Here is a 12,877-nt window from a genome sequence, read left to right as displayed (position 1 = left end):
AAAACAAAACCAGGCCTGATTATAGCCTGGTTGAATGTTTTATGCTGGGGATATATACAGCTTACTGCCCGTAGTACGCCTTTGCACCGTGCTTGCGCAGATAATGCTTATCCAGCAGGGCTTGCTGCATGTCCGGCAGCTGTGGCGCCAGCTGGCGACAGAAGATCCCCATATAGGCAACTTCTTCAAGCACAATCGCGTTATGCACCGCATCTTCCGCGTTTTTACCCCAGGCGAACGGGCCGTGGGAGTGTACCAGCACGCCGGGCATTTGCGCCGCGTCGATTCCCTGTTTCTCGAAGGTTTCAACAATCACGTTGCCGGTTTCCCACTCATACTCGCCGTTAATTTCAGCGTCGGTCATCAGGCGCGTGCAGGGGATGGTGCCATAAAAGTAGTCTGCGTGGGTGGTGCCGGTCGCCGGGATGGACTGGCCCGCCTGCGCCCAGATGGTAGCATGGCGCGAATGGGTATGCACAATACCGCCGATGGTCGGAAATGAACGGTACAGCAACCGGTGGGTTGGCGTATCGGAGGAGGGCTTTTTGTTCCCTTCCACCACTTCACCCGTTTCGATGCTGACAACGACCATATCGTCTGCAGTCATCACCGTGTAATCGACGCCGGAAGGCTTGATCACGAAGACGCCTTTTTCGCGGTCAACGGCGCTTACGTTGCCCCAGGTGAGGGTGACGAGATTGTGTTTCGGCAGCGCCAGGTTAGCTTCGAGAACCTGACGTTTGAGATCGTCTAACATTGTTGTCTCCTGCCGGATGGCGCTTCACTTAGCCGGCCTACAGAACCGTAGGCCCGGTCAACGCAGCGCCACCGGGCATTCAGGGCTTAGCGTTTTGAACCGTAATAAACTTCGTTCCAGCGCAGCGCGTCTTTGAAAGCCGGCAGGCGGGTATCGTTATCAATCACGGTCAGTTCGATGTCGTGCAGCTCGGCGAACTGACGCATGTCGTTCAGATCCAGCGCGTGGCTGAAGACGGTATGGTGCGCGCCGCCGGCCAGGATCCACGCTTCTGACGCGGTTGGCAGATCCGGCTGTGCTTTCCACAGGGCGTTAGCGACCGGCAGTTTTGGCAGAGAATGGGGCGTTTCAACGGCATCAACGCAGTTCACCAGCAGGCGGAAACGATCCCCCAGATCGATCAGGCTGGCGTTGATGGCCGGGCCGGTACGGGTGTTGAAGATCAGACGTGCCGGATCGGCTTTACCGCCAATGCCGAGGTACTGCACGTCGAGGATCGGCTTCTCTTCCACCGCGATAGAAGGGCACACTTCAAGCATGTGTGAGCCGAGCACCAGATCGTTGCCGTTCTCGAAGTGGTAGGTGTAGTCCTCCATGAAGGAGGTGCCGCCCTGCAGACCGGTCGACATCACCTTCATGATGCGAAGCAGAGCGGCAGTTTTCCAGTCGCCTTCCCCGGCAAAGCCGTAGCCCTGCTGCATCAGACGTTGTACTGCCAGGCCGGGCAGCTGTTTCAGGCCATGAAGATCTTCAAACGTCGTGGTAAAGGCGTGGAAACCGCCCTGTTCCAGGAAGCGCTTCATGCCCAGCTCAATGCGCGCCGCATCCAGCACGTTCTGGCGCTTGTCGCCGTTGATTTGTGCCGCAGGCGTCAGGCGGTAGCGGCTTTCGTACTCATCCACCAGCGCGCTGACGTCGCCGTCGCTGATTTCATTCACCACCTGTACCAGGTCGCCCACGGCCCAGGTGTTGACGGAGAAGCCAAACTTGATCTGCGCGGCCACTTTGTCGCCGTCGGTCACCGCCACTTCACGCATGTTGTCGCCAAAACGCACCACTTTCAGATGGCGGGTGTCCTGTTTAGAGACTGCCTGGCGCATCCAGGAGCCGATACGTTGTTGTGCATGGCCGTCCTGCCAGTGGCCGGTGACCACCGCGTGCTGCTGACGCATACGCGCGCCGATGAAGCCGAACTCGCGGCCGCCGTGCGCGGTCTGGTTCAGGTTCATGAAGTCCATGTCAATGCTGTCCCATGGCAGGGAGGCGTTGAACTGGGTATGGAACTGCAGCAGCGGTTTGTTAAGGATGGAGAGACCGTTGATCCACATTTTGGCCGGTGAGAAGGTGTGCAGCCACACCACCAGACCGGCACATTTATCGTCGTAGTTCGCGTCGCGGCAGATATGGGTGATCTCATCCGGCGTCGTGCCCAGCGGTTTCAGCACCAGTTTGCAGGGCAGTTTGGCTTCCGCATTCAGCGCGTTAACAACGTGCTCCGCGTGTTTCGTTACCTGCTGCAGCGCCTGTGGTCCGTACAGATGCTGGCTGCCAATCACAAACCACACTTCATAATTATTAAAAATGGTCATCATCGTGTCCTTAATGGGTCAGGGTTGCCGTAGTGTCCGCGGTGCTTTTGGCCGGGGCGGCGACAGGGATATAGTGAAGTTCGGCGCTTTTTGCCCATTGCTGGTAGCGCTGATAAAGCTGTTCGAAGCGTTGTGCCTGCTGGGTACGCGGCTGGAGCGTATTTTCAACGGCGCTTGCCATGTGCTGCTGCGCAGTCGGGATATCGGCATGAACACCGGCGGCCACTGCGGCAAAAATTGCCGCGCCCAGCGCGCAGCATTGATCGGACGCGACAATCTGCAGCGGACGGTTCAGCACGTCGCAGCAGGCCTGCATGATGACCGGGTTTTTACGGGCAATGCCCCCCAGCGCCATCACGTTATTCACGTCGATGCCCTGCTCGGTGAAGCACTCCATAATCGCGCGGGCACCGAAGGCGGTGGCGGCAATCAGGCCACCGAACAGCGCCGGTGCGTCGGTCGCGAGGTTGAGATCGGTAATAACCCCTTTCAGGCGCTGGTTGGCAAATGGCGTGCGGCGACCGTTAAACCAGTCCAGCACCACCGGCAGGTGATCGAGAGACGGATTTTTCGCCCAGGCGTCCGTGAGCTGCGGCAGAAGCTGTTTTTTACTCTCGGCAATGTGCGCTTTCAGTTCCGGATGCGCGGCCGCCAGCTGATCCAGCGGCCAGCCCAGCACGCGACCAAACCAGGCGTAAATATCGCCAAACGCGGACTGACCGGCTTCGAGGCCGATGAAGTCCGGCACCACGCTGCCATCAACCTGGCCGCAGATGCCTTTCACCGCACGCTCGCCGACGGTGGCTTTATCCGCCGTCAGGATGTCGCAGGTTGAGGTGCCAATCACTTTCACCAGCGTATTAGGCTGCGCGCCGGCACCGACGGCGCCCATATGGCAGTCAAACGCGCCGCCGGAGATCGCCACGTTCTGCGGCAGGCCAAGACGCGTCGCCCACTCTTCGCAAAGCGTGCCGACGGGAATATCGGCGGTGAAGGTGTCGGTAAACAGCGGGTATTTCAGGTTTTTGTTGATGATCGGGTCGAGTTCATCGAAGAACGCCGCCGGAGGCAGGCCGCCCCAGCTTTCGTGCCAGAGGGATTTATGTCCGGCGCTGCAGCGGCCGCGGCGGATATCCTGTGGCCGCGTGGTGCCAGAGAGCAGGGCGGGAACCCAGTCGCACAGTTCAATCCAGGAGACGGCTGCCTGGGCAACCGATGCGTCCGTGCGGGTAACGTGCAGGATCTTGGCCCAGAACCATTCGCTGGAGTAAATCCCGCCAATGTAGCGCGAGTAGTCTGTTTTACCTGGCTGATGGCACAGGCGGGTGATGGCTTCGGCCTCTTCCACGGCGGTATGGTCTTTCCACAACACGAACATGGCGTTCGGGTTGTCGGCAAATTCAGGGCGCAGCGCGAGTACGCGCCCTTCGGCATCCACAGGGGCGGGGGTGGAGCCGGTGCTGTCGACGCCAATCCCGACAATCTCTGCCCGCTGGGCCTCAGTCAGGTCAGCAAGGACGGTTTTGATTGCCGCTTCCATCGACTCAATGTAGTCACGCGGGTGGTGACGGAACTGGTTGTTTGGCGCATCGCAGTAGCGCCCCTCTTGCCAGCGCGGGTACCACTCAACGCTGGTTGCTATCTCCTGGCCGGACGTACAGTCCACTGCCAGCGCGCGAACCGAATCGCTGCCAAAATCGAGGCCAATCGCAATTGCCATGGTGTTGCTCCATCGAAAAAACAGGTATGGAAGAACATTAGAGACTGGGGGCGAAAATCGTCAGGCAGGATCCGCTAATCTTATGGACTAAATTGCTGTTACAACGGAAAGTGTGACGCCGTGCAAATATTCAATGTGGACATTTCTGCCGCACTTATAGACACTTTTGTTACTGCTTATCTGCCTGCTCTGGCGGAGAAATCAGGGGGAAAGGCTGAAACATGGCGGACGTAAAAGAGGCATAACGCTTTTGAGATCTTTGCGCAGACCATTTTTGACCTGCTTTTAATGATATGGACAATTGGTTTCCTTCAGGACCCTTGGGAGAACTGAATCTATGGCCGAAACGCAAAACGATCCCCTGCTGCCGGGATACTCGTTTAACGCGCACCTTGTGGCGGGGCTGACCCCTATCGAGGCTGAGGGATATCTCGATTTTTACATTGACCGACCGCTCGGGATGAAAGGTTATATTCTCAACCTGACCGTGCGAGGGGAGGGAGTTATCAAGAATGGCGACCAGCAGTTCATCTGCCGCCCCGGTGACATCCTGTTGTTCCCTCCGGGAGAGATCCACCATTATGGCCGTCACCCGGATGCCAAAGAGTGGTATCACCAGTGGGTCTACTTCCGTCCGCGCGCCTACTGGCAGGAGTGGCTTTCATGGCCAGCCATTTTTGCGCACACCGGTTATTACCGCCCGGATGAGGCGCATCTGGCGCAGTTTCGCGAGCTTTTTGCGCAGATTATTGAGGCGGGGCAGGCGGGAGGCCGTTATGCCGAACTGCTGGCGATTAACCTGCTTGAACAACTGCTGCTGCGACGGATGGAGGCGATTAACGCGTCGCTGAATCCGCCGCTGGATAACCGCGTGCGCGATGCCTGCCAGTACATCAGTGACCATCTGGCCGATAGCCAGTTTGATATCGCCAGCGTTGCCCAGCATGTCTGTCTCTCACCGTCGCGGCTGTCGCATCTGTTTCGTCAGCAGCTTGGCGTCAGCGTGCTGAGCTGGCGTGAGGATCAGCGGATAAGCCAGGCGAAGCTTCTGCTCAGCACCACCCGGATGCCGATCGCCACCGTGGGGCGCAACGTAGGCTTTGAAGATCAGCTCTATTTTTCTCGCGTGTTTAAAAAGTGCACCGGCGCCAGCCCGAGCGAATTCCGCGCGGGTTGTGAATGAACGGTAAAAAAAGATAAACAAACAGGTGAATGCTCAAAGCAACCTGTAAACTATTCAGACAATTGTTGCCTTGACGCGGTGCGGGGCGCTAAGCAGAATCGCTGATTCGTTTTCTGACCGGAATAGTTATGCAGGCATTGCTGGAACACTTTATTACCCAGTCCGTTATGTATTCGCTCATCGCCGTGGCGCTGGTGGCCTTTCTGGAATCGCTGGCGCTCGTGGGGTTAATCCTGCCCGGCACCGTGATGATGGCAGGGCTTGGCGCGCTGATTGGTAGCGGTGAGGTCAATTTCTGGCAGGCGTGGCTGGCCGGGATCGTCGGCTGTCTGCTGGGCGACTGGATCTCTTTCTGGCTGGGCTGGCGCTTTAAGAAGCCGCTGCACCGCTGGTCGTTCATGAAAAAGAACAAAGCCTTGCTGGATAAAACCGAGCATGCGCTGCACCAGCACAGCATGTTTACTATCCTCGTCGGCCGCTTTGTCGGTCCCACGCGTCCGCTGGTTCCCATGGTCGCAGGGATGCTGGATCTGCCGGTCGCAAAATTCGTAGTGCCGAATATTATCGGCTGCGTCTTCTGGCCTCCGTTCTACTTCCTGCCGGGGATCCTCGCGGGTGCGGCTATCGATATTCCTGACGGTATGCAAAGCGGCGAGTTTAAGTGGCTGCTGCTGGGTACCGCGCTGCTGCTGTGGCTGGCGGCATGGCTGTGCTGGCGTCTGTGGCGCAGCGCGAAAGCGAATATCGATCGCCTGACGCGCTATCTTCCCCGCGCTCGCCTGTTGTGGCTGGCGCCGCTGACGTTGGGCGTGGCGGTGGTGGCGCTGGTGGCGTTGATTCGTCACCCGCTGATGCCGGTGTACGGTGAGATCCTGTTGAAGGTTGTGAGCCGTTGATGTTGTTTTCCCTCTCCCCGGACTGTACATGGGAGAGGGGCAGGGTGAGGGCATCAGGCCGCAGGAATGCCCAACAATGAAGACGCCCCCGCTTTACCACTCAGCAGCGCTTCTGTTGCTCCATCCCACAAAATGCGTCCCTCCGCGATCACTACCGATCGCGGCGCAATCCGTGCGGCATCCTCGATGCTGTGCGACACCATCAGCATCGTCAGCTGCTGGCGCTGACAGACGTCCTGCACCAGCGCCAGCATCTCCTGACGCAGGGCGGGATCGAGCGCAGAGAACGGCTCATCCAGCAGCAGTACCGGCTGTTCGCGCACCAGACACCGCGCCAGCGCCACGCGCTGACGCTGGCCGCCAGAGAGCTCGCCCGGCAGTCTGTCGATAAACCCGATGATCCCCATCTGTGTGGCAATGTTCTCCAGCTTTTGACGTTGGGCTGCGTTCAGCTTGAATCCCGGATCCATCCCGAGAGCAATGTTCTGCCGCACTGTCAGATGGGTAAACAGGTTATTTTCCTGAAACAGCATGGAGACAGGACGTTTTGCGGGCGGCGTGTGGGTATGGTCCCGGTTTTCAATGACTATCGATCCGCTCGCCGGCTGCAGAAAACCCGCAATCAAATTAAGCAGCGTGCTTTTGCCCGCTCCGCTTGGTCCGAGCACAGCAATCATCTCTCCCTGGCGCACGGAGAGCGTGAAGCGCATCGGCAGATGCTGATAGAGCCAGGTTACATCAGTCAGTTTTAACATTACGCCCCGGAAGTTTTTCGATTACGGTAAATAAAGCAAAGCACAGCAGCAGCAGTAACAGTGCGGTAACCGCGCCGTCCTGGCTGCGGTAAGAGCCGATTTGCTGATACAGCCAGTAGGGCAGCGTACGGAAATTGTCATTGCCAAACAGCGCCACGACCCCAAAGTCACCAATGGAGAGCACGCAGGCAAACGCCAGCGCCTGCGCCAGCGGGCGTTTTAGCGCGCGTAATTCCACCACTTTCAGCCGTTGCCAGCCCTGCATCCCCAGCGACTGACAGAGCAAACTGTAGCGGCTGTTGACGTCGCGCATCGGGTTTTCCAGAACCTTGAGCGCGTAAGGGATGGCCATTAACGCATTGGTAAAGATCACAATGCCGTCAGCGCTGTCCGGCAGGCCGAGGGTGCTGTTGAACAGCAGGAAGAAGCCCGTCGCCAGCACGATGCCTGGCATGGCCAGAATCAGCATGCCTGTCAGCTCCAGCGCGTGTCCGGCCTTTCGGGCGTGCCGGGCATAGAGTTCACGGCTGCTCCACAGCAGCATCATGGTCAGCATGACGCACAGCAGCCCGGCCGCCAGCGCAATGCGAAGCGAGGTCCCGGTGGCCTGCCAGAGGACAGGCTGTTGCAGAACGGACAGAAGATTGAGGTTCAGACCGTCAATGATAACGGCCAGCAGCGGCGGCAGCAGCAGCGCCAGCGCCAGCACAATCAGGAGAAAATCGGAGATGCGGCTGTGCAGGCTGTCCTGCGGATCGCGCCAGCCCGCTATCTGATTACTGCCCGGGGGAATGGCTTTACTCAGGCGCTGGCTGAGCATGACCAGAGCCAGACAGCACGTCATCTGGACTATCGCCAGCAGCGCGGCGCGTCCAGGATCGTAGTCGTAACTCAGCGCCTGGTAAATCGCCAGCTCAATGGTTGTGGCCTGCGGCCCGCCGCCGAGTGAAAGCACGGTAGCAAAGCTGGCAAAGCAGAGCATGAAGATCAATGCCGCTACGGGCGGGAGCTGGCGGCGCAGCCACGGCCATTCGACAAAGCGGAAGAATGAGATGCCGCGCATACCAAGCTGGGCGGCAATCTGACGCTGTTCGCCGGGAATGTTCTCCAGCGCCTGCAAAAAGAGGCGTGTCGCCATCGGCATATTGAAAAACACGTGCGCCAGCAAAATGCCTTTCAGTCCGTAAGGCGAGAAGGTCCATTCAAGACCAAGCAGGCCGCACAGAAAGGCCAGCCAGCCCTGGCGGCCGTAAACGCTCAGAATGCCAAAAACGGCCACCAGCACGGGCAGGATCAGGGTCATGGCGCACAGGCGCAGCAGGGCCTGCCTGCCGGGGAAACGCCTGCGATAGAGCGCGCGCGCAAGAAAAATGGCCGGCATGACCGACAGCAGGGCAGACAGAAACGCCTGCCAGAATGAAAAACGGATGACGTGCCAGAGATAGCTGTCGTGCCAGAGCGCGAGCAGGTCGCTCTCTGGCGCGTTAAACCACAACGCAAGAAAGGCACCCAGACTGACCGCCACCATCACGCTGGCGGCGAGCAGCCCGGGCAGTAACCAGCCGGGAATTAACGGCTGACGGCGCGTTGCCATTCACTTACCCATGCTGCACGCTGCGCGGCGACCTGCTGCGGCGTAAATTCCAGCGAGGTTTTTGGTTTGGTCAACTGCTCGAACCCTGCTGGTAGCGCAACATTCGTGACGGGATACATCCAGTTTCCTGCCGGAATGGCGTTCTGGAAGGCGGGTGATACCATAAATTTCAGGAACTTTTCTGCCAGCTCCGGCTGTTTGCTGGCGGCGGTACGCGCGGCCACTTCCACCTGCAGATAATGCCCTTCAGCAAAATCAGCGGCGGCATAGTTATCTTTCTTCTCGGCGATAATGTGGTAAGCCGGAGAGGTGGTGTAGCTCAACACCAGGTCGCTTTCGCCTTTCAGGAACAGGCCATAGGCTTCGCTCCAGCCTTTGGTCACCGTCACGGTTTTGGCGGCCAGCTTCTGCCACGCCTGGGGCGCTTTGTCCCCGTAGACTTTTTGCATCCACAGCAGCAGGCCCAGACCCGGCGTACTGGTGCGTGGGTCTTCATAAATTACACGCCATTTCTGGTCGCTTTCCACCAGCTCTTTCAGGCTCTTCGGCGGGTTTTTCAGTTTGTTTTTGTCATAGACAAAAGCAAAGTAGCCGTAGTCGAACGGCACAAAGGTGTCGTTTTTCCAGCCGCCAGGCACGTTAACGGCTTCTGCCGCTACGCCGCTTTTGGCAAAGAGTTTGGTTTGCGAGGCGGCCTCCAGCAGGTTGTTATCGAGCCCGAGCACCACATCCGCTTTGCTGTTTTTTCCTTCCATGCGCAGACGGTTGAGCAGGGAAACGCCGTCCTCCAGCGCCACGAACTTCAGTTCGCAGTTGCAGTCCGCTTCAAAGGCTTTTTTGACGACCGGGCCAGGGCCCCAGTCGGCAGAGAAAGAGTCGTAGGTGTAGACCGTCAGAACGGGCTTAGCTAAAGCAGGCAGCGCAAACAGCGCCAGCAGGGGAAGAACTTTTTTTAACACTTTGCACCTCAGGGTTGAGTGGCAAAGGATTTTGAGCGACAGCCTCAAATCCCTTCGCCGGCGTTATCCGGATCAGGTTCGACGGGTATTATCTCAGCGCACATCAGTGATGCAGCACCCCGTTGAGAACGGCGGTATTGTAATGATTTGGTGAATATTACGAAAGCGTTATGGTTCCGGCGGGGCAAACCAGGCCGATTTGAAATCGAACCAGCCCAGAGTATTCATCCGCAGGCCTCGCATACTGCGTTGTCCCTGGATCATCAGCCAGTGGTGGATCAAGGGAACGATCGCCTGTTCAGCCAGCAGCTGCTGGCACCATACGGCAAGATTCATCTCGCCCGCACGCCACCGGGCGGCATCCTGTTGCCAGTCACGGTCGATGCAGTGCTGGATCAGCGGGACTTCATAAAGGTGCGAGAATAATGAAAAATCGAGCGGCAGGGTGAAGTTGGCGCTGTTCAGCCAGATATCACTGGTTATCTCTCCCTGGTGCCATTCGTGATAATCCACTTCCCTGATCTCCAGCCTGACGCCTTCCGCTGCCAGCAGTCTGGTCATGATCCTGGCGATAAAACGATGCTCCACATGCTCGCGGTAGTAGGTCAGTGAGATGGACTCCAGCCCAGCAGGTTTGTCGGCGTGCGCCGGGCGGGCATGGTGCCAGCGCGGTAGCAGGCCGTACGCCGGGAACCAGTAGGTCTGATACTGCTCTTCCGCATGGTAGATCAGGTTGGAAGGGGACAGTATATGGCTGATCCACTTACGGACGGCCGGGTTGGCCCCGCGGTGGGTGCGGCTGTCGAACAGCAGATAGTAGCATCCCTCCTCCAGGCGACTCTCCACGGCCTTTTCTCCCGTGGTGGGACCTTCCAGCGTTAGGCCGGCGCTCAGCTCTTCATTCAGATCCGGTAATACCCACACATTCACTTCGTCGATCAGCGCCCGATAGCCAAAGTAGTCATCAAACGCGCGGATTTTCAGCTGGTTGTTATTATTACGGGAGACGGCGTAGGGCCCGGTACCTATCGGCAGGCTGGCAAAATTGTTCATCGATTCCCACTCGCCGGGCAAAATCATTGACGGCACATAGCCCAGCAGCCAGGGGAGCCACTGATCCTGCTGTGAAAGCTCAATATCCAGCGTCCATGCCGTTGGCGAGTGGACGTGCGAAATATGCGAGTAGAGCGGCAGCGTGCGGGCGCGTTCCAGAGAGGTGATGACGTCGTGCATTTCCAGCTCGCGGCCATGATGAAAGTGGATGCCGGGGCGTAAAAAAAAGCGCCAGTGAAGCGGGGAAAGTTGCTGCCAGTGGTGAGCGATATCTGCTTCCAGTTCCCCATTTTCCTCATTTATCCGCGTAAGGCCGCTGAAGATTTGTCGGGCCATGTGGGTTTCTGAGCGGCGCAAGGCCGTGCCGGGCAACAGGTTTTTCATCGGCCGATAGTAGAGGACCCGCAGAATGTGACGGCCCTGGCGGAAACTGCGTCCGAGATGGGAAACCAGCATCTGGCGCACCGCGGCTTTATCGCCCACCAGCTGCACCAGCTGGTCAATTCGGTCCTGCTCCAGCAGGTCTTCGGCGCGCTGCTGCTGCAACGCCAGCCCGGTATAGAGGAAGGTCAGGCGCGATCGTTTGCCGCGTCCTGCCTCCGCTTCCCAGCTTAACCAGCCCTGCTGCTGCATGGTATTGAGCAGCGTGCGCATATGGCGGCGGGAGCAGCTCAGCAGGTCGGCCAGCTCGTTCAGCGTGGTCTCCTGCGATTGCCCCTCGCAGCACTGCCAGAGGCGGATAAATTGTTGTTGCAGTCGACCAGAAGGCATAAAAGAGGAACTCCTGACAAAAAATCAGCAATTTATTAATCCCTATATTAAGCCAATAATCCTTACCGATGAAGTGAGGAGGTAAATTATGAAGAGGTCTACCGCACGTCAGTTTTATCAGCACTATTTTTCAGCGACAAAAGGAACGTCCTGGCTGGCCCGCCAGTGTGCAGAGCAACGGCTGAAAATACTGGAAGAGCTGATGCAGTGGGATGTTACGAAACCGACCTCTTCTCGCTAACTCGCCTCGATCATGTGTGACTGAGTATTGGTGCTTATCACCCGCCAGCAAAATGTTTTTTGCTGGCTTTTTTCGTTTATTCTTTCACCCGGTTTTGATCCGCTTTCACAAGGACTTGCGCATGCTCTGGTTGATGACGATGGGGCGACGCCTGAATGGCGTCTATGCCGCTTTTATGCTGGTGGCCTTTATGATGGGCGTGGCGGGGGCGCTGCAGGCACCGACGCTGAGCCTGTTTCTCAGCCGCGAGGTGGGTGCGCAGCCGTTTTGGGTGGGGCTGTTTTATACCGTCAACGCCGTTGCCGGGATCCTGGTCAGTCTCGCGCTGGCGAAACGTTCGGACAGCCAGGGCGATCGTCGTAAGCTGATCCTCTTTTGCTGCGCCATGGCCGTGGGTAACGCGCTGCTCTTTGCTTTCAATCGGCACTACCTGACGCTCATTACCTGTGGCGTGCTGCTGGCCTCGCTGGCGAACACCGCCATGCCGCAGCTGTTCGCCCTGGCCCGGGAATATGCCGATAACTCGGCGCGGGAAGTGGTGATGTTCAGCTCAGTGATGCGTGCGCAGCTCTCGCTGGCGTGGGTCATTGGCCCGCCGCTGGCCTTTATGCTGGCACTGAACTATGGCTTTACCGCCATGTTCTCTATCGCCGCAGGGATTTTTGCCATCAGTCTGCTCCTGATCGCCTTTGCCCTGCCGTCCGTGGCCCGCGTTGAACAGACGACGGATAAACCCATCACCGAGGTGAGCGGCTGGCAGGACAAAAACGTCCGGATGCTGTTTATTGCCTCCACGCTGATGTGGACCTGCAACACCATGTACATCATCGATATGCCGCTGTGGATCAGCAGCGATCTGGGCTTGCCGGACAAGCTCGCCGGGATCTTAATGGGGACCGCGGCCGGGCTGGAAATTCCAGCAATGATTCTGGCGGGTTACTACGTCAAGCGTTTCGGAAAGCGTCGGATGATGATCGTGGCGGTGGCGGCTGGGGTACTGTTTTACGCGGGGCTGATCCTTTTCCATTCGCGCGAAGCGTTACTGGCGCTGCAGCTGTTCAACGCTGTGTTTATTGGCATTGTCGCCGGTATTGGCATGCTCTGGTTCCAGGACTTAATGCCTGGCCGCGCGGGCTCGGCAACGACGCTTTTTACCAACAGTATTTCGACCGGGGTGATCCTGGCGGGCGTGATTCAAGGGGCGCTGGCGCAAAGTTACGGACATGCCTCGGTGTACTGGATGATTGCGGCGATTTCGGTGGCTACGCTTGGGCTGACCTGCCGGGTCAAAGACGTTTGATTCTGGAAGACGGCTTCACGAAATGGAACGACTTTCTGACAGGTACGAAGAAGGGGAAT

The 12,877-nt window shown here is 58.1% G+C and carries 11 protein-coding genes and 1 riboswitch; of the genes, 4 read left to right on the top strand and 7 right to left on the bottom strand.

The features are described from left to right. Nucleotides 1-61: 61 nt before the first annotated feature. The 3 genes from araD to araB all read right to left on the bottom strand — a co-directional run bounded on the left by araD (nucleotide 62) and on the right by araB (nucleotide 4,066). A complete protein-coding gene (gene araD / locus GM298_RS09315; RefSeq protein WP_266154002.1) occupies nucleotides 62-757 on the bottom strand; it encodes an L-ribulose-5-phosphate 4-epimerase in 696 nt (231 codons plus the stop codon). A gap of 86 nt (nucleotides 758-843) precedes the next feature. Next, complete coding sequence (gene araA / locus GM298_RS09310) at nucleotides 844-2,346, bottom strand: L-arabinose isomerase (RefSeq protein ID WP_045284807.1); 1,503 nt, start codon at nucleotides 2,344-2,346, stop codon at nucleotides 844-846. 10 nt (nucleotides 2,347-2,356) lie between these two features. Next, entirely contained in the window at nucleotides 2,357-4,066 is a 1,710-nt protein-coding gene (araB, locus tag GM298_RS09305) for a ribulokinase (protein ID WP_266154001.1), read from the bottom strand. Nucleotides 4,067-4,403: 337 nt separating this feature from the next. Between araB and araC the strand changes: the two genes are divergently transcribed. Together araC and GM298_RS09295 are read left to right on the top strand one after the other, a co-directional pair. Then, entirely contained in the window at nucleotides 4,404-5,249 is an 846-nt protein-coding gene (gene araC / locus GM298_RS09300; protein ID WP_047957739.1) for an arabinose operon transcriptional regulator AraC, read from the top strand. Between the two features lie 128 nt (nucleotides 5,250-5,377). Continuing rightward, nucleotides 5,378-6,145 (top strand): DedA family protein, encoded by a 768-nt coding sequence (locus GM298_RS09295; RefSeq protein ID WP_025758008.1) that lies wholly within the window; start codon nucleotides 5,378-5,380, stop codon nucleotides 6,143-6,145. 53 nt (nucleotides 6,146-6,198) lie between these two features. Here GM298_RS09295 and thiQ read toward each other — a convergent pair whose 3' ends face one another. The 4 genes from thiQ to sgrR form a co-directional block, all read right to left on the bottom strand. Further along, entirely contained in the window at nucleotides 6,199-6,900 is a 702-nt protein-coding gene (gene thiQ, locus GM298_RS09290) for a thiamine ABC transporter ATP-binding protein ThiQ (protein WP_266154000.1), read from the bottom strand. Then, the gene (gene thiP / locus GM298_RS09285) at nucleotides 6,884-8,494 is read right to left on the bottom strand and encodes a thiamine/thiamine pyrophosphate ABC transporter permease ThiP (protein WP_266153999.1); all 1,611 of its coding nucleotides are present in this window, start codon (nucleotides 8,492-8,494) and stop codon (nucleotides 6,884-6,886) included. Before thiP ends, thiQ begins: the two co-directional genes overlap by 17 nt. Beyond that, on the bottom strand, nucleotides 8,470-9,453 hold the full coding sequence (thiB, locus tag GM298_RS09280; RefSeq protein WP_047957743.1) for a thiamine ABC transporter substrate binding subunit: 984 nt from the start codon (nucleotides 9,451-9,453) through the stop codon (nucleotides 8,470-8,472). Before thiB ends, thiP begins: the two co-directional genes overlap by 25 nt. Nucleotides 9,454-9,484: 31 nt before the next feature. Beyond that, a riboswitch (TPP riboswitch) is annotated at nucleotides 9,485-9,585 on the bottom strand. Between the two features lie 36 nt (nucleotides 9,586-9,621). Continuing rightward, a complete protein-coding gene (sgrR, locus tag GM298_RS09275; RefSeq protein WP_266153998.1) occupies nucleotides 9,622-11,277 on the bottom strand; it encodes an HTH-type transcriptional regulator SgrR in 1,656 nt (551 codons plus the stop codon). Between the two features lie 88 nt (nucleotides 11,278-11,365). Here sgrR and sgrT point away from each other — a divergent pair, with 88 nt between their 5' ends. Beyond that, the gene (gene sgrT, locus GM298_RS09270) at nucleotides 11,366-11,518 is read left to right on the top strand and encodes a glucose uptake inhibitor SgrT (protein WP_052685734.1); all 153 of its coding nucleotides are present in this window, start codon (nucleotides 11,366-11,368) and stop codon (nucleotides 11,516-11,518) included. A gap of 121 nt (nucleotides 11,519-11,639) precedes the next feature. Next, a complete protein-coding gene (locus GM298_RS09265) occupies nucleotides 11,640-12,818 on the top strand; it encodes a sugar efflux transporter (protein ID WP_266153997.1) in 1,179 nt (392 codons plus the stop codon). Nucleotides 12,819-12,877: the final 59 nt, after the last annotated feature.

It is taken from the genome of Enterobacter sp. HSTU-ASh6 (assembly GCF_026319105.1).
Taxonomy (GTDB): Bacteria; Pseudomonadota; Gammaproteobacteria; order Enterobacterales; family Enterobacteriaceae; genus Enterobacter; species Enterobacter sichuanensis.
Note: the sequence above shows the minus strand (reverse complement) of the source record. Positions and strands in the feature narration are given on the sequence as shown.

Coding starts and splice junctions, on each gene's coding strand:
- araC (WP_047957739.1), top strand. CDS start 4,404: ATGGCCGAAACGCAAAACGATCCCCTGCTGCCGGGATACTCGTTTAAC.
- sgrR (WP_266153998.1), bottom strand. CDS start 11,277: ATGCCTTCTGGTCGACTGCAACAACAATTTATCCGCCTCTGGCAGTGC.
- sgrT (WP_052685734.1), top strand. CDS start 11,366: ATGAAGAGGTCTACCGCACGTCAGTTTTATCAGCACTATTTTTCAGCG.
- araB (WP_266154001.1), bottom strand. CDS start 4,066: ATGGCAATTGCGATTGGCCTCGATTTTGGCAGCGATTCGGTTCGCGCG.
- araA (WP_045284807.1), bottom strand. CDS start 2,346: ATGACCATTTTTAATAATTATGAAGTGTGGTTTGTGATTGGCAGCCAG.
- thiQ (WP_266154000.1), bottom strand. CDS start 6,900: ATGTTAAAACTGACTGATGTAACCTGGCTCTATCAGCATCTGCCGATG.
- araD (WP_266154002.1), bottom strand. CDS start 757: ATGTTAGACGATCTCAAACGTCAGGTTCTCGAAGCTAACCTGGCGCTG.
- thiP (WP_266153999.1), bottom strand. CDS start 8,494: ATGGCAACGCGCCGTCAGCCGTTAATTCCCGGCTGGTTACTGCCCGGG.
- GM298_RS09295 (WP_025758008.1), top strand. CDS start 5,378: ATGCAGGCATTGCTGGAACACTTTATTACCCAGTCCGTTATGTATTCG.
- GM298_RS09265 (WP_266153997.1), top strand. CDS start 11,640: ATGCTCTGGTTGATGACGATGGGGCGACGCCTGAATGGCGTCTATGCC.